This is a genomic window from Pseudonocardia sp. ICBG601 (genome assembly GCF_020496245.1).
The window spans coordinates 1-15,721 of sequence record NZ_JAHLJA010000173.1; the positions used below are offsets into that span (position 1 = coordinate 1).

Sequence of the window (15,721 nt, forward strand, 5' to 3'; positions counted from 1 at the left end):
GGGGCGTCGAGCATGATCCCGATCACGAACCGCGGGTCCTGGGCCGGGAGCATCCCGGCGAAGGTGATCCAGTACTGGGAGCGCGAGTACGCCCCGGTCGCCGGGTCCACCTGCTGGGCGGTGCCGGTCTTGCCCGCCACCTCGTAGCCGGGCACCGCGGCGGCGGGCCCGGTGCCGGACTGGCCGTGCGCCTTCTGGGTGACGGCGGTGAGCATCGTCCGCAGCGTCTGCGCGGTCTGCGGCGACATCACCTGCACCGGCTCGGGTGCCTCGGTCGGTACCCGGACGCCGTCCGGGCCGGTCGTCGCGGCGACGATCCGCGGCGGGATCCGGACGCCGTCGTTGGCGATGGCCTGGTACATCCCGGCCATCTGCAGCACGGTCATCGACAGCCCCTGCCCGATCGGCAGGTTGCCGAAGGTCGAGCCGGACCAGGTCGCGCGGGCTGGGACCCGCCCACCGCTCTCGCCGGGCTCTCGCCGGGCAGCCCGACACCGGTCTTCTGCCCGATGCCCATCTTCGCGAGCATGTCCGAGAAGCGGTCCTCGCCGACCTTCTGCGCGGTCATCAGCGTGCCGACGTTGGAGGACTTCGCCAGCACACCGGTCAGCGTGTAGTGGTCGAGGCCGTGCTCCCAGGCGTCCTTGATCGTCCGGTCGGCGACCTCGATGCTGCGGGCACGGCCAGCACGTCGTCGGGCTTGGCGACGCCGGCCTCCAGCGCGGCGGCCATGGTGACCACCTTGTTGACCGAACCGGGCTCGAACGGCGTGGTGACGCCCTTGTTGCCCAGCGTGTTCGGGTCCGCGGACAGCAGCTGCGCCGGGTCGAACGAGGTGTTGTCGGCGAGCGCGAGCACCTGCCCGGTCGCCCGGTCGAGGACGACGGCCGACCCGCTGCGCGCCTCGGCGCGGCCCGCGTAGTCGGCCAGCATCCGCTGCACCTGGAACTGCAGGTCGGAGTCGATGGTGAGCTGCACGTCGGAGCCGGACACCGCGGCCTGTTCGGAGCGCACGCTGCCGGGGATGACGGTGCCGCTGCCCTCGGCGGTGTCGGCGATCTGGAAGCCGTCGCGCCCGGCGAGCAGGGCGTCGTCGGAGGACTCCAGGCCGATCCGGCCGATGAGCTTCTGCGCGTCGGCGCTCCAGGTCGCGGCGCCGATGATGTTCGAGGCGAGCGTCCCGTTCGGGTACTGGCGCGCCTCGCGGCTCTCCTCGGCGATCTCCGGGAACTGCCTGCGCAGGTCACGGGCGGGCCCGGGGTCGACCGCGGTGGCCATCACGACGTAGCCGCGGTCGCTGTTCAGCGCCCGCTTCAGCTCCTCGGGGTCGCCGTGGGTCACCGCGGCGACGGCCTCGGCCATCCGGTTCTTGTAGGCGACCGCGTCCGCGCCCTTGGTCGAGTTGATCAGACGCGGGTTGGTGACGAGCGCCTTGGACTCGGTGGAGAAGGCCAGGACGGCGCCGTTGCGGTCGGTGATGGATCCGCGCTCGGCCGGAACGACGATCCGGCTGGCGCGCTGCTTCTCCGCGTCCGCGGTCAACGTGCCCGCCTGCACCGTCTGGACGACGACGAGCTTCGCCCCGGACACCAGCAGCAGGGCGGCCAGCGCCACCCAGGCCAGGCGCAGCCGGAACCGCGGGTCGTCGGCCGGGGACCGGCGCCGTCCACCCCGTGGGCCCTGCCCCCGCGGCCGGGGGCGCGGCGGCGCGTAGACCATCAGTTTCCCGCCCGCCGCCCGGGTGTCGGCCGGGACCTCGCGCTCGGTGCCCTCACCGGCACCCTGACCAGCATCCTGCCCGGCTCCCTGACCGGCGCCCGCGGCCCCGCCCGGGGCGGCGTCGCCGCCCTCTGCGGCCGGGTCGGTGGTGGCGGCGCCCGGCTGCCCGGCCGGCGGCGCGGGCGGGGTCTGCGGTGCCGGGGCGTCGGCGGCGGGCGGCACGGGTGGCACGGCCGGCGCCGCGGCGACGGCGGCCATCGGCTCCCCGACGACGTCCACGCGTCCGTCCGGGGCGACGACCAGGCGCGCCGGGTCGGTCACCCGGACCATGCCCTGGGCGGCGGCGCGGTCGGCGAGCGAGCCGGGGCTCTGCAGCACCGTGACCTCCTTGCGGAGCGCCTCGGACTGCTCGGTGAGCGACGCGGTCCGCTCCCGGGCCGCCTGCAGCGAGTAGGAGTCGGCCGCCGCGGCGGTCGACAGCCACAGCGTCGCGATCAGACCCGAGACCAGCAGCACCATCACGACCAGCACGAACTTCGCGCGGCCGGTGTTCTCCCTGGCCGCGGTTGCGACGGCGCTGGTCGGCCACCCGGCGGGCGTCGCCGGGGCCGCGTTGGGCCGGGATCCGCGGGGGCGCCGCGGTGCGACGGCTCTGGCGGGTGTCGGGCCGTGCCCGGCCACCGCCCGGGGTGCCCGGGCGCTCGATGACGGGTGTGCTCATCGGGGGTTCCTGCCTCTCCGCCGTGCCGGTACTGCCTGCGTGCTCGGGCCGTGCCACGGGTGCTCACGGCCCGTCCTCCACGCGCTGGGCCGCGCGCAGCCGCACCGGGGCGGCCCGCGGGTTGCGGGCGACCTCGGAGTCGGACGCCTGTTCGGAGCCCCGGGTCAGCAGCCGGAACTCCGGTCCGTGTCCGGGGAGCTCCACCGGCAGGTCCACCGGGTCCGCGAGCGGACGCGCTCGGCGAACACGCGCTTGGTGATCCGGTCCTCCAGCGAGTGGTAGGACAGGACGACGATCCGCCCGCCCGGGGCGAGCGCGTCCAGCGCCGCGGGCAGCGCGTCGCGCAGGACCTCGAGCTCGCGGTTCACCTCGATGCGCAGGGCCTGGAAGGTCCGCTTCGCCGGGTGCCCGCCGGTGCGCCGGGACGCGGCCGGGACCACGCCGTAGAGCAGCTCGACGAGCTCGGTGCTGCGGGTGAAGGGGCGCTTCTCCCGGGTCCGGACGATCGCGTTCGCGATCGGGCCCGCGAACCGCTCCTCGCCGTACTCCCGCAGGATCCGGCGGAGCTCACCGGCGGTGTAGGAGTTCAGGACGTCGGCCGCGGTCGGCCCGGTGGTCGGGTCCATCCGCATGTCGAGGTCGGCGTCGCGGGAGTAGGAGAAGCCACGGGCGTCCTCGTCGAGCTGGAGCGAGGACACGCCCAGGTCGAACAGGATGCCGTCGGCGGCGGGCACCCCCGCCTGCTCCAGTGCGCCGGCGACGTCGTCGTAGACGGTGTGCACCCGGTGCAGCCGGTCGGCGTAGGCGGTGAGCCTGCGGCCGGCGAGCTCCAGGGCCTGCGGGTCCCGGTCCATGCCGACGACGGTCAGCCGGGGGTGCGCGGCCAGCAGCGCGGCCGCGTGGCCGCCCATGCCGAGGGTGGCGTCCACGTAGACCGCGTCCCGGTCGCGCAGGGCGGGGTCGAGCAGCTCGGTCACCCGCTCCAGCAGGACCGGGGTGTGCCGCTCACCGGGCGCGCGCTCGTCGCGCGGGGTGGCGCCGTCGCCGGAAGTTCCGTCCACGTGCCACCCCCCGGTGCGCCGTCCGTCCCCGTGGTGTGTGCGTGTGTGTCGTGCCGGCCGGCGTCCGTCCCCGGTCCCGGCCACGGGGCCGGGACCGGGACGGTCGATGTCCGTGGGTGTGGCGTGCCGGCTCCCACAACCGGTCCGCTCCACGCCCGAAGACGCGCGGGCTCCACCGCGCCACCCGAACTCCCCAGTCGGGGTGGGCGCCGGCGCCGTCCCCACCCGGGGGCCGTGCCGAGACGGACCTGGCACCGGGGAAGGTGTGCCAGGGCCATCTCGATCACGGCACCCGGGTCGGGGCGGCGACGGTGGTGTCGTCCGCTGTCGGTCGTGCTGTCCTGCTCGGTACTGCCGCCGTCCGTCGTCCCGCCCGCCAGCGGGACTCAGAACAGCCCGGGCAGAACCTCCTCCTGGGCCTTGGCGAACTCGTCCTCGTGCCGCTCCTGGTACTCCTGCCAGGCCTGCGCGTCCCAGATCTCGGCACGCGTGAACGCGCCGATCACCACGCAGTCCTTGGACAGTCCGGCGTACCGGCGCAGCTCGGACTGGATCGCGATCCGGCCCTGGCCGTCGGGGTTCTGCTCGTCGGTGCCCGAGAAGAGGTTCCGCTGGAACACCCGCGCCGACTCGTTCGTCAGCGGGGCCGCGGCGATCTTGCGCGCCATCTCGGTGAAGGCGTCACGGGTGAACACGTAGAGGCAGTGGTCCTGCCCTTTCGTGATCATGCAGCCGCCTCGCAACTCGTCGCGGAACTTTGCGGGCAGCGTGAGCCGCCCCTTGTCGTCCAACTTCGGGGTGTAGGTGCCGAGGAACACCGACCCCACCTCCACCTGGGACCCCTGTTCGCCCCAGCGATCACCACACTACCCCACACTCACCCACCGTCAACCCGAGACGGGGGGATCTTCCGCCGTTCATCGAATTTTTCCGCAGGTCAGAAGCGGTGGGGGACGGTGGGGGCGCGCGCCGCGCCACCCGGTCGCGCGACGTCCGGAGGCCGTATCGGGCCCGTCGCGCCCGTCCGGGGCGCCATCGCTCCCCCACCGCCGTCGTGGCTGGTCGGAGGCGGTTTCCGGGCCGATCGGGCCGTCCGGGGTGGGGACGGGTGGGGCGACCGTGGGGAGACCGGGTGGGGGGCGGTGGGGAGCCCGACGGACGCGTGGTGGGGCGGCGTGGGGAACCACGGTGGGGCGCGGTGGGGGAACCGCCGTGGAGTGCCGTGGGGCGCCGCGGCGGAGGTGCCGACGGCTCCGGCGGGGGCACTGCGGGGCCCGCCGCGTTCGGCCGTACGGAGCAGCGTCGCGGGGCGGGTGGCGGCGCCCGGTCCCGATCGGGGGACGTTTGACAGACTGGGGTCATCCGAGCCGTCTCCTGAGGAGGCCCGTTGTCGTCGAGCGCGCCGTCCGCGCCCTCCGTACCGCCCGTCCCGTCGCCGTCCGGCGGTCCCGTCCGCCGGGCCGAGGCCAGCGGTGCGCACCCCGGTTACGCGCCCGAGCCGATGGACGCCGTCGCCGCCGCCGACGCGGCGGGCCGGATCGCCGCCGCGATGGCGCGGATCATCGTCGGCAAGCCCGACACCATCCGGCTCGCCCTGGTCGCGATGCTCGCCGAGGGTCACCTGCTCGTCGAGGACGTGCCGGGCGTCGGCAAGACCACGCTGGCCAAGGCGCTCGCCCGGGCCGTCGACGGGGCGGTGAGCCGGGTGCAGTTCACCCCGGACCTGCTGCCCGGCGACATCACCGGCTCGTCGGTCTACAACCGCCAGACCGCGGAGTTCGAGTTCCGGCCCGGCCCGGTGTTCGCGAACGTCGTGATCGCCGACGAGATCAACCGCGCGTCACCGAAGACCCAGTCGGCGCTGCTGGAGTGCATGGCCGAGCACCAGGTCACCGTGGACGGCGGCACCTACCCGCTGGGTGACCCGTTCATGGTCGTCGCCACCCAGAACCCGGTGGAGATGGACGGCACCTACCCGCTGCCCGAGGCCCAGCAGGACCGGTTCACGATCCGCGTCTCGGTCGGCTACCCCGACCCGGCGGCCGAGCTGGCGATGCTCGAGGAGCACGGCTCGACCGACCCGCTGGAGCGGCTGCGGCCGGTGACCGACCTGCGCACGCTGCGGTCGATGATCGCCGGGGTCCGTGGTCTGCACACCGCGGCGGAGGTGCGCCGCTACTGCGTCGAGGTCGTCGGCGCGACGCGGCGGCTGCCCGAGGTCCGCCTCGGGGCGTCGCCGCGCGCGACCCTGCACCTGCTGCGCGCCGCCCGGGCCTGGGCGGCGACGGCCGGGCGCGGGTACGTCGTGCCCGACGACGTCCAGGCCGTCGCCGTACCCGTCCTCGCGCACCGGCTGATGCTGGGGCCCGAGGGGGTCGCGGCCCGCCGCACGCCGGCGGACCTGGTGCGGGCCGCCGTCGCGCGGGTCGCGGTGCCGTCCCCGCCGCGGGGCTGAGATGGCGCCGACCGCGCCGCCGCCGCGGACACCGGCTCCCGCCGCGCCCGGCGCCCCGGCCGCGTCCGGGTCCTCTCCGCCGCTCGCGACCGGCGGCGCACCGCGCCGGGAACGGCCGGCGGGGCTGACCGTGCGCGGGCGCTGCCTGCTCGCCGGCGGCGCCGCGATGGTCCTCTCGGCGATCGCGCTCGACGAGCGCGACCTCGTCCGGATCGGGGCGTTCGTGCTGCTCCTGCCGCTGCTCGCGCTCGTCGTCGCGCTGCGGTCGCGCCGCTCGCTGCAGGTCGCGCGCACCCTGGAGCCGGCCCGGCTGGAGGCGGGCGACGGCGGCACGGTGCTGCTGCGGATCGCCGGCGGCGCCCTGCTGGGCGCGTTGCGGATCGCCGACCACGTGCCCGACGCCGACGGTCCCGCCGACCGCTACCCGCCACGGTTCACCGTGCACCGGCTCGGCCGTCGCGGTGCCCGGGTCGGCTACCCGGTGCGGCCCGCGGTCCGTGGCGCGTACCGGATCGGCCCGCTGCGCGGCCGCGGGACCGATGCGCTCGGCCTGGCCGAGTTCCGCCACGACCTGCTGCCCGCCGACCGGCTGCTGGTCCTCCCCCGGGTCACCCCGCTCACCGGGCGGCCCGCCCTGACCTCCACCGCCGCCGGGCGCGGCGCCGAGGGCGGCAGCCGCCCCGGCCCCGGCACCCCGGACGTGCTGATCCGCCCCTACCGCCACGGCGACGAGCTGCGCCGCGTGCACTGGCGCTCCAGCGCCCGGCGCGACGAGCTGATGGTCCGCCTCGACGACCGGCCCGACCCGTCCGGCGTGACCCTGCTGATCGACCGGCGCGACAGCGCCCACCGCGGCCACGGACCCGCGTCCAGCCTGGAGTGGGCGGTGGCGTTCACCGCCAGCGCCGCGGTGCACCTGCTCCAGCGCGGCGAGGCCGTCACGCTCGTCGACGAGTCCGGCGAGACCGTCGGCGACGTGCCGCCCGGTGTGACCGGCGCGGACGCCGTGCCCCCGCGGCTGGAGTCGCTCGCGGTGCTGCGGCCCTCGGCGAGCACCGGGATCACCGCACCCGGCCCCGGGCCCGGGCATCCGGAGGGGGTGCTCGCGGTGCTCGGCGGGACCGCGCCGCAGGACGTCACCGCGCTGGTCTCGGCCTGGCCGCGCGGCGGGCACGCCGTCCTCCTCGACGTCGACACCTGGTCGGCGGCGACGCGGGCCCGCCCGGCGTCGGTCGCGGCGGCCGCGCTGCGCCGTGCCGGGTGGCACGCCACCGTCGTCACCTCCGACATGACCGTCCAGCGGGCCTGGGCCGACGCCTGCGGCTCGCCCGGCACCGCGGGAGCGACCGGATGAGCGCGCCGACCCGGCCCCCCGTGCGGCCCGCGCCGCCACCCGCCGCGCCCGTCGCCGAGACCGCGCCGGCGGGCCGGACGCCGGGCGCACCGGCCTGGACGGTGGTGCTGGGACCGGTCGCGACCGTCGTCGCGGTGCTGCTCGCCGGGACGGCAATGGGCTCGGTCGTGCAGGGCGCAGCCTGGTTCGCCCACGCCGCCGTCGCCGTCGTGCTGGTCGCTCTGGTCGGCGCCCTGCTGCTGCCGCTGCGGGCCTGGCTGGTCGCGCCCGGGCAGCTGCTGGCCCTGATCCTGCTGGTGACGGCGTGGTTCACCGGCAGCGGTGTGCTCGGGGTGCTCCCGGGCCCCACGGCGTTCGGCGAGCTGTCGGGCCTGCTCGGCGGTGCCGGGCAGCAGATCGACAGCGGCCTGCCGCCGGTGCCGGCGAGCCCGGAGATCCTGCTGCTGGTCACCCTCGGGTTCGGCACGATCGCGATCGCGGTGTTCGGTCTCGCGGTGACCGTCGCCGCCCCGGCCGCGGCCGGGGTGCCGCTGCTCGTGGTGTTCGCGGTGCCGACCGCGCTGCAGCCGGACCTGCTGCCCTGGTGGACCGTCGTCGCGGCGACGCTCGGCTACGGCGTGCTGCTGCTCCTGCGCCCGGACCGGCTGCGGCAGATCCCGGCCGGGGCCGCGGTCGTCGCGGTGGCCGTCGTGGGCTCGCTGCTGGTGGGCTGCTGGCGTCGTCGGTGGGGACCTCGGGTCGCTTCGATGCCACCGGCGGGACCGGGGGCAACGCCGACGGCTCGATCGGGCTGAACCCGTTCACCTCGCTGCGCGGACAGCTGACCCGCAGCGAGCCGCGGCCGCTGTTCAGCGTCCGGGGTCTGGAGACCCCGACCTACCTGCGTGCGCTCACCCTGCAGACCTACGTGCCGCAGGAGGGCTGGAAGGCGGGCCGTCCGCTGCCGGGGGTGCCGCTGACCGGGCCGCTGCCGCCGTCGACGTCCGGGCCGGCCGCCGCGCAGGACGTGCAGGTCGAGAACCTCGGCTTCCGCGACTACTGGCTGCCGGTGTTCGGCGACCCCACCCGGATCGCGGTCGCCTCGCCGAGCTGGGCCTACGACGCCGCCGGCGGCATCGTCTACAGCGAACGCGCACAGTCCGAGGACGGCTGGACCCAGTCGATGCGGCTGCCGGAGCCCTCGGCCGACCAGCTGCGCGCGGCATCCGGCCCGACCACGGTCGACCGGGCCTACCTCGACACCGACGGGGTCGACCCGCGGGTCACCGCGATCGCCCGCGAGGTGACCGCCGGTGCCGCGACGCCGTTCGACCGGGCGATGGCGCTGGAGAACCACTTCACCGGGCCCGGCTCCCCCTTCACCTACAGCCTGGCGACCGCGCCGGGCAGCAACGGCGACGCCCTCGTCGACTTCCTGACCCGCGGCCGCACCGGCTACTGCGAGCAGTACGCCTCGGCCATGGCCGTCATGCTGCGCGCCGTCGACGTCCCGGCCCGGGTGGCGGTCGGTTTCACCGCGGGCGACGCCGACGGCTCCGGGGCCCGGACGATCACGACCGAGGACGCGCACGCCTGGGTCGAGGCGTGGTTCCCCGGGTACGGCTGGCTGACCTTCGACCCGACCCCGCTCGCCGACGGCCGCACCATCGACCCGGCCTACGTCCAGCAGGCCCGGGAGCAGGAGAGCGGCACGCACGCCGCCGAGCAGACCCCGCAGCCCGAGCCGTCCGCGACACCCCCGCCCCCGGAGGCCGCCGGTCCCACCCCGGAGCCCCCGCCCACCGAGGAGCAGGCGGCGGACCGGCCGACGGCCGCGACCGGGTCGTGGTGGCCGCTGGTCGTGGCGCTGCTGCTGGCGGCCGCGGTGCTCGCCGTCGTGCTGACCCCGGGCCTGTGGCGCCGGCACCAGTACTCCCGACGGGCCGGGCTCGCCCGGGCCGGCGGCGACGGTGCGGCGACCGCGGCGTGGGACGAGGTCCTGGCCGCCTCCCGCGACCACGGGGTCCCGGTGCCGCCCGGGGACACCGTCCGCGCGGCCGCCGACCGCATCATCGAGCGGCACGGCCTGTCCGGGCGGCCCGCGGAGGCGCTGCGCGAGCTGGCGGGCCGGGTCGAGGCGAGCTGGTACGGCGGGATGCTGCCCGGGCCCGGCACGCTCGACGGCCTGGTGGACGAGGTGCGGACGGCGATCGCGGCCGGCGGGACGCCGTTGCGGGCCCGGGTGCTGCCGGCCTCGGTCGTGCCGGAGGCGGTCCGGCGCGGGCGCCGTCCGGCCGACGACGACGCGCCGGCCGACGACCTGGACCAGGTCCGCACGTCTCGGCCCGACGGCGACGTACACTGATCGGTGAAGTCGGGAGCACGGCGACACGGGGAAGAGGGTTGGCCATGTCGAGCGCGGAGGATCACGAGGCGCTGCGTGCGCCGGCGCTGACCCCGGGCGCGCGCCGGATCCTGGAGGTGGCGTCGGGGCTCTTCTACCGGTGCGGGATCCACGCCGTCGGCGTCGACACCGTCGCGGCCGAGTCCGGCATCACCAAGCGCACGCTCTACAACCGCTTCGGCTCGAAGGATCGCCTGGTCGAGGCCTACCTGCAGGCTCGGCATCACGCGTGGTGGGAGCTGATGGAACAGAGGGTGGCCGCGAGTCCGGGCTCGGGAGTGCTGGCGCTCTGGGACTCCTACACCGAGAACGTCGAGTTCTCCGGGCGTGGCTGCGCCTTCATCAACGCCGCGGGAGAGCTTCCCGCGGACCATCCCGCCCATCGCGTCGTCCGCGCCCACAAGCGCGCGGTGCGCCGGCACCTCGAGGCGCTCATCCGGGCCGACCACCCCGGGATCGTCAGCCCCGAGGCGTCGGCGAACCTGGTGTTCCTGCTCCTCGAGGGCGCGATCACCCACCACGGCATCGGCGACGACCCCGACCTCCTGCGCAGGGCGCGAGAGGCGGCCGAGCGCCTGCTGCGGGACGAACGAGCGGCGCTGCACTGAGCAGGCAGGCCACTCCGGCCACCCGCTGTGCCCGCTCGCACCCGGCCCGGAGGACCGGGGGCGACCGCATCGTCTCGCAGCTCCGACGGCGACGTGGGCCGGCCTCCGCGTCAGCGCGTGACGGGGTCCGGGCCCGGCCCGGGAAGCGTGCCGCCGGCCAGGCGAAGTCCCCCACCGGCATCGACCGTCCAGCGCAGAGGGTGCGCCTGGCCCCGGTCGGCCTCCCGACCTCCGATCACGTCGCCGCCGTACTCCCGGACGGGCCGGGCACGCCGTGGAGCAGGCGGTGGGGCGCCGTGTCGGATCGCGCTGCCGGCGTTGACGCCCCACGCGACGTCCCGCAGGAACTCCATGACCACGTGCAGAACCTGACGCATCCGAGACCCCTTCACAGATCAGTGAACTCCTGGAGGGTCGACGCTAGGTACACAGATCTGTGAAGTCAAGTCCGGAGCCCACTCGGCGGCGACACCGGCGCAGCGCAGCGGGCCCCTGACGACGCGACCGCCGGATCCCGGTCGCCGAGCCGGGTAGCCGTGGGCAGCGCGCCCCCCTACCCGACCGTCAGGCACCCGGCGACGGTGCCGGACACACGACGGCGGAGCGGGTCACCGAGTCGGTGTCCCGCCCCGCCGGGCGTCACGCGGGCAGTCGCCTGGGGCGCCCGGGCGTCACTCCTGCTCGAAGCGACGCCGGAAGCGCTCCTCCATCCGGCCGGTGAAGCCGCCGCCGCTCTCGCCGGACTGCTTGTCCTTGGGGGCGGATCCGCCCTGGCCGGTCGTCTCCTCGCCGCCACGACGGGCGCCGATCGAGGTGACCGCCAGCAGCGCGCCACCGAGCATGGCGAGGAAGCCGACGATGCTGAGGATCGGCAGGTCGCCGAGCCAGAGCGCCCGGAAGGGGATCCCGGCGACGAGCAGCACGAGGCCCACCACGAACAGGACGGCGCCCTGGATCCGGCGGCGCCGGGCGGGCTTGCTCCGCCGGCTACCGCTGACCGAGGACGCGAACTTGGGGTCCTCCTGGTAGAGGGCGCGTTCGATCTGTTCGAGCAGGCGCTGCTCGTGCTCGGAGAGCGGCATGCCTTCACCTCCGGCACACGTAATCGGACGGTAGGCCGCATTCGGCCCGGGCTTCCTGCCCCGACCGGTACGACGGGCGCCCCAACCTGGGCGTCTGAGGACAAGAGTACGAGGCGAATCGTGCCGCGACCACCCGGACCGTCCAACCCGCTCGGCTGATCGTCGAGCGGACGGTGTTGCGCGGCGTGTCGTCGGTCACCCGGACCGTCGCGGACCCACCCGGACGGGGGTGGGCGGACGAGTGAACGCCGGTCGACCGATCACCGACGGCAGCCGGACGACGACCGTCGGACACCGGCGGCGGGACGGGCGTCAGTACCGCCGGGCGAGCAGATGCAACCGCGGGGCGACCTCGGCGAGGGCGCCGACCTGCGACGCGAGCGCGTCCAGTTCGTCACGTTCCTCGCGGCCCGCCGCCTCGCCCTCCTGACCGGGGCCGGGCAGCCACGCCTCGAGGGTGCCGTCGCCCTGGAGGATCTCGGTCTGCAGGCGTCCGGTCCCGGCGGCGAGCTCCTGCAGCCGGTGCGCGTCGAACCGGCGCAGCAGCCGGTCGTCGGAACCGGTGCGGCCCTCGGGGTCGGCGAGCAGGGCACGGGCCTCGGCGAGCCGGCCGCTGGCGAGGCGCCCGATGAACGCGCCGTAGCGCCCCACCGTCAGCACCGACACCGCTCCGCCCGGGGCGGCGGCCGCGGCGAGCGCGGCGAGCACCCGGTCCGGGCCGTCGACGACCTCGAGCAGCCCGTGACCCAGCACGAGGTCGGCGCCGTCGGCCGGGACGACCTCGGCGAGGGTGTCGACGTCGCCGTTCACCGGGGTGACCCGGTCGGTGACCCCGGCCTCCCCGGCGCGTCGGGCCAGCGTCGCCAGCGCGTTGGGGCTGGTGTCGACGACGGTCACCGCGCAGCCGGCGATCGCCAGCGGCACCGCCCAGGTGCCGCTGCCCCCGCCGACGTCGAGCACCCGGGGCGCGGCCCCGGTGTCCCGGCGGACACGGTCGATCTCCCTGTCCAGCACCCGGAACACGGCAGCCCCGCGCGCTGCTCCGGCCTGCTCGCGTGTCGGCGATCCCACGGCGCCGAGACTAGTGGCCCCTGCCGGTGCCCGGCCCGCCCGCCCGCCACGACACCCACGGCGGGGCGCCGACGATCATGTGGACTCCGCCCGGCGACAGTGCCGGACCGCACGGTAGGTTGGGTGGGTGCAGGTCGTCGCCACGCTCAGTCTCAAGGGTGGCGTCGGCAAGACCACGGTCGCACTGGGTCTGGCCGGCGCGGCGCAGCGTCACGGCGTCTCCACCCTCGTGGTGGATCTCGACCCGCAGGCCAATGCCACCACCGCGCTCGACCCGGAGCCGACCACGGCCACCGTCGCCGACGTGCTGGACGAGCCGCGCCGCGCGGTCGTCGAGCGGGCCATCGCGCCGTCGGCGTGGGGCGAGGGCCTCGACGTGCTGGTCGGTGCGGAGCAGACCGAGCGGCACAACCACCCCGACCCGGGGGCGGCGCAGCTGTACCGGCTCGACCGCGCCCTGCAGCGGCTGGCGGGCGAGCTGATCACCGACGACTCCGGCGGCTCCGAGCCCGCCGAGGAGCGCTACCGGCTGGTGATCGTGGACTGCCCGCCGTCGCTGGGGCAGCTGACCCGCAGCGCGCTGTCGGCCGCGGACCGGGCGATCCTGGTGACCGACCCGACGATGTTCTCGGTGTCCGGCGTGCAGCGCGCGTTCGACGCGGTCCAGACCGAGCGCGAGCGGTCCAACGACCGCCTGCAGCCGTTGGGTGTGCTGGTCAACCGGGTGCGGCCGCGCAACACCGAGCACGAGTTCCGGATCTCCGAGCTGCGCGAGCTGTTCGGCCCCCTGGTGTTCAACAGCGTCCTGCCCGACCGCTCGGCGGTCCAGCAGGCCCAGGGCGCCTGCCTGCCGATCCAGGCCTGGGACACCCCGGGCGCTCGGGAGATCTCCGCGGTGTTCACCGCGCTGCTGGGCCGGGTGCTGCGCAGTGCCTCGCGCCCCGCCGCCTCGGCCTGACCGACCTCCTCCCGGATCTGCTCGCCGCGCCCGATCCCGGCGGCCCGACCTGCCCCGGCGCCGTCCGCCGCTCCGGCCGGGGGTCCTCACCGGGGCAGCAGCAGCTGCACCCGGGTCACGAACTGCTCGGCCTGACGCAGCAGGTCGTCGGCGGCGCGCCGGTCGACGTGCCGCCCGATCCCGGCCTCGGCCTCGATCCGCAGCCGCGAGCAGCCGGCGAAGAACGCCGCCCACTCCTCCAGCTCCGGGGCGACCTCGGCGAGGAGCCGCCAGACGTCGCGCGGGGCTCCCCGGCGGGTCCTGGGCCGGGCCCGCATGGCCAGCACCGCCGCCCCGGCACGGAGCGCTGCGAGGTAGGCCGCCGGGTAGCGACGCAGCGGCTCGGTCTCCCGGTGCGCCTCGGCGAGCTGCTCGGCAGCCTGGCGCAGCAGCCCGAGCGCGTCCCGCGACGGCGGAGCGGGCGCGGGCGACCCGAGCGGCGCGGCCGGCCGCGCGGTCTCGCCGGCCGGTCGTGCAGGGCCCCCGCCCGGTCGTGCAGAGCCCCCGCCCGGTCGTGCGGGGCCTCCGGGCACGACGGTGCTGCCCACGGTCGGTCGTGCCGGACCTCCGGTCGGTCGGGCGGCGCCGCCCGCCGACGCGGATGTGCCCGGCAGGGGGATCACCTGCCCGGACCGGCCGGCGCCTCCGGTCGATCCGGGCCGACCCGGCCGTCCGGTGCACCCGGCCCCCGCCGGGTCCGTACCGGTCCGGCCGCTCCCCCGCCGGGACGGCGCCGCCCCGGACGCGGACTCCGTACGGTCGGCAGCGGCCCGTGCCGAGCCCCGCCCCGAGCCCCGTGCCGCGCCGCAGTCCAGCGGCCACAGCCCGTCGGCGACCGGCCGCACCCGGGCGGACCGCCGCGCCGGTGGGGCGGCGGCCACCGGGGTGTCGCCCGGCCGTCGCGTCCCGGCGGACCGCGGCGCCGGCAGCGCCAGGTCCAGTTCCATCGTCCTGCTCCGCACGTGCACCTCCCGCACCTCCCGCACCACTCAGTCGACCTTCACCAGGTCCCACACGCCCGGACCGGACCGCATCCGCAGCACCACCTCACGCGGCGGCTCCTGCGGGTCCTGCACCGACCGGGCGAGCACCCGCCAACAGCTCAGCCGGTCCCCGCCCACCGGCATCGGCGACGGGAACGGCCACGGGGACTCCTCGATCCACTGGTCTCGAACCCCGGTGACCAGAAAATGTTCCCCGCGGCGCGACGGACGCCGGGAGAACTCGACCGGCTCACCGTTCTGCCAGCGCACGTCGATCGCCGCCGGCTGGCGGGACCGGAACAAACGCGAGAAGCCGCCCACTGGCATCACCACGCCCTCCACCCGGTGGCCGGGCCTCGGTTCCCACCACCGGAATCGGTCTCCGGGACGCCCGGCGACGGGGTGCTTCCCCACTCCGCCCACCGGACGCCCCGGCATCGAACGCGCGTTCGACATACGACAGTAGAACGCGTGTTCGATCGTCGCGTCAAGTCGGGTGCCCGGGTGGCGCCACTCACCCACCGACTCCGTGGCGGGGCACCCGGTCCGGACCCGCCGCAACCGGCCGGGCGTGGTGTGATGGGGACATGCACCCGGACACCGACCCCGCCCCCGCGCGGGCGTGCGGTCACCACCGGGGCCGGTGGTCGCGGTGACCGCCGCGCCGTCGCGGGCGCGTCTGGTCGGTCTCGGCCGCGGCGAGTTCGCCGACCGGCTGGGCGAGGCGATCGACGTCTACGTGACCGCGATGGGCTACCGCGGTCGACCGCACGCCAGCGCCGCTCGCTGTGGCTCGAGCACTCCTACCGGCCGGGCTGGCGCTCGGTCGGCTGGCTCGACGAGCAGGACCGGCTCACCGGCATCGGCTACGGCTACTGGGGCGGCCCCGGGCAGTGGTGGTTCGAGGAGGTCCGCCGCGGACTGCGGGCCCGGCGCGGGGAGCCCGACGCCGTCAGCGCCGACTGGCTGACCGACTACTTCGAGCTGACCGAGCTGCACGTCCACCCGCAGGCCCAGGGCTCGGGCATCGGTGAGGCGCTGCTACGGGCGCTGGCCCGCGACGCCGCCCGGAGCCGGATGCTGCTGTCCACCCCCGAGTACGGCCGCGCCAGGCCCGGCCGGGCCTGGCGGCTCTACCGTCGCGCCGGGTTCGTCGACGTGCTGCGCGAGCACCTGTTCACCGGCGACCCGCGTCCCTTCGCCGTCCTCGGGCGCGAGCTTCCCCTGCTCCCCACGGATCACCCGACACACGCCCCCGAGTGACACCGGGACCGTCGTACCCGGGTG

The 15,721-nt window shown here is 76.1% G+C and carries 15 protein-coding genes and 2 pseudogenes; 7 read left to right on the forward strand and 10 right to left on the reverse strand.

Features of this window, described 5'->3' with window-relative positions:
• The 5 genes and pseudogenes from KPL57_RS68400 to mraZ all read right to left on the reverse strand — a co-directional run.
• Positions 1-410 (reverse strand): penicillin-binding transpeptidase domain-containing protein (locus KPL57_RS68400; protein ID WP_374203942.1); only part of this gene is annotated, 410 nt, incomplete at its 3' end.
• Complete coding sequence (locus KPL57_RS68405; protein WP_308253168.1) at positions 383-601, reverse strand: penicillin-binding transpeptidase domain-containing protein; 219 nt, start codon at positions 599-601, stop codon at positions 383-385. The genes KPL57_RS68405 and KPL57_RS68400, both read right to left, overlap by 28 nt.
• Before the next feature lie 5 nt (positions 602-606).
• Complete coding sequence (locus tag KPL57_RS68410) at positions 607-2,250, reverse strand: penicillin-binding transpeptidase domain-containing protein (protein WP_308253169.1); 1,644 nt, start codon at positions 2,248-2,250, stop codon at positions 607-609.
• Positions 2,251-2,503: 253 nt separating this feature from the next.
• Positions 2,504-3,501: pseudogene (rsmH, locus tag KPL57_RS56850) on the reverse strand (16S rRNA (cytosine(1402)-N(4))-methyltransferase RsmH).
• 386 nt (positions 3,502-3,887) lie between these two features.
• Positions 3,888-4,319 carry a division/cell wall cluster transcriptional repressor MraZ gene (gene mraZ / locus KPL57_RS56855; RefSeq protein ID WP_043276508.1) on the reverse strand — a complete coding sequence of 144 codons (432 nt, stop codon included), beginning with the start codon at positions 4,317-4,319 and terminating at the stop codon, positions 3,888-3,890.
• 683 nt (positions 4,320-5,002) lie between these two features.
• Between mraZ and KPL57_RS56860 the strand changes: the two genes are divergently transcribed.
• From KPL57_RS56860 to KPL57_RS56880, 5 genes are read left to right on the forward strand one after another with little or no spacing between them, the layout of a single operon-like run.
• Positions 5,003-5,956, forward strand: coding sequence for a MoxR family ATPase (locus KPL57_RS56860; protein WP_226358487.1), 954 nt, complete (start codon positions 5,003-5,005; stop codon positions 5,954-5,956).
• 1 nt (position 5,957) lies between these two features.
• Complete coding sequence (locus KPL57_RS56865) at positions 5,958-7,310, forward strand: DUF58 domain-containing protein (RefSeq protein WP_226358465.1); 1,353 nt, start codon at positions 5,958-5,960, stop codon at positions 7,308-7,310.
• Complete coding sequence (locus KPL57_RS56870) at positions 7,307-8,104, forward strand: transglutaminaseTgpA domain-containing protein (protein WP_226358466.1); 798 nt, start codon at positions 7,307-7,309, stop codon at positions 8,102-8,104. Before KPL57_RS56865 ends, KPL57_RS56870 begins: the two co-directional genes overlap by 4 nt.
• On the forward strand, positions 8,035-9,654 hold the full coding sequence (locus KPL57_RS56875) for a transglutaminase domain-containing protein (RefSeq protein ID WP_226358467.1): 1,620 nt from the start codon (positions 8,035-8,037) through the stop codon (positions 9,652-9,654). The genes KPL57_RS56870 and KPL57_RS56875 overlap by 70 nt, the downstream gene beginning before the upstream one ends.
• A 44-nt stretch (positions 9,655-9,698) precedes the next feature.
• Positions 9,699-10,301, forward strand: coding sequence for a TetR/AcrR family transcriptional regulator (locus tag KPL57_RS56880; protein ID WP_226358468.1), 603 nt, complete (start codon positions 9,699-9,701; stop codon positions 10,299-10,301).
• Positions 10,302-10,411: 110 nt separating this feature from the next.
• Here KPL57_RS56880 and KPL57_RS56885 read toward each other — a convergent pair whose 3' ends face one another.
• From KPL57_RS56885 to KPL57_RS56895, 3 genes are all read right to left on the reverse strand, one after another.
• Positions 10,412-10,678, reverse strand: a complete 267-nt coding sequence (locus KPL57_RS56885; protein ID WP_226358469.1) for a hypothetical protein — start codon at positions 10,676-10,678, stop codon at positions 10,412-10,414.
• 294 nt (positions 10,679-10,972) lie between these two features.
• Entirely contained in the window at positions 10,973-11,383 is a 411-nt protein-coding gene (locus tag KPL57_RS56890) for a DUF3040 domain-containing protein (protein ID WP_020623751.1), read from the reverse strand.
• 312 nt (positions 11,384-11,695) lie between these two features.
• Positions 11,696-12,397, reverse strand: coding sequence for a class I SAM-dependent methyltransferase (locus KPL57_RS56895; RefSeq protein WP_308253170.1), 702 nt, complete (start codon positions 12,395-12,397; stop codon positions 11,696-11,698).
• A 184-nt stretch (positions 12,398-12,581) separates the two neighbouring features.
• On the opposite strand from KPL57_RS56895, the gene KPL57_RS56900 reads away from it, so the two are divergent.
• On the forward strand, positions 12,582-13,412 hold the full coding sequence (locus tag KPL57_RS56900; RefSeq protein WP_020623749.1) for a ParA family protein: 831 nt from the start codon (positions 12,582-12,584) through the stop codon (positions 13,410-13,412).
• A gap of 86 nt (positions 13,413-13,498) precedes the next feature.
• Here the strand turns inward: KPL57_RS56900 and KPL57_RS71105 are convergent, their stop codons facing one another.
• On the reverse strand, positions 13,499-13,999 hold the full coding sequence (locus tag KPL57_RS71105) for an SAV_6107 family HEPN domain-containing protein (RefSeq protein WP_226358470.1): 501 nt from the start codon (positions 13,997-13,999) through the stop codon (positions 13,499-13,501).
• A gap of 441 nt (positions 14,000-14,440) precedes the next feature.
• Positions 14,441-14,761: a hypothetical protein gene (locus tag KPL57_RS56910; protein ID WP_051050348.1), complete on the reverse strand. Its 321-nt coding sequence runs from the start codon at positions 14,759-14,761 to the stop codon at positions 14,441-14,443.
• A gap of 325 nt (positions 14,762-15,086) precedes the next feature.
• Here KPL57_RS56910 and KPL57_RS56915 point away from each other — a divergent pair.
• Positions 15,087-15,697 (forward strand): annotated as a pseudogene (locus tag KPL57_RS56915) (GNAT family N-acetyltransferase).
• Positions 15,698-15,721 lie beyond the last annotated feature (24 nt).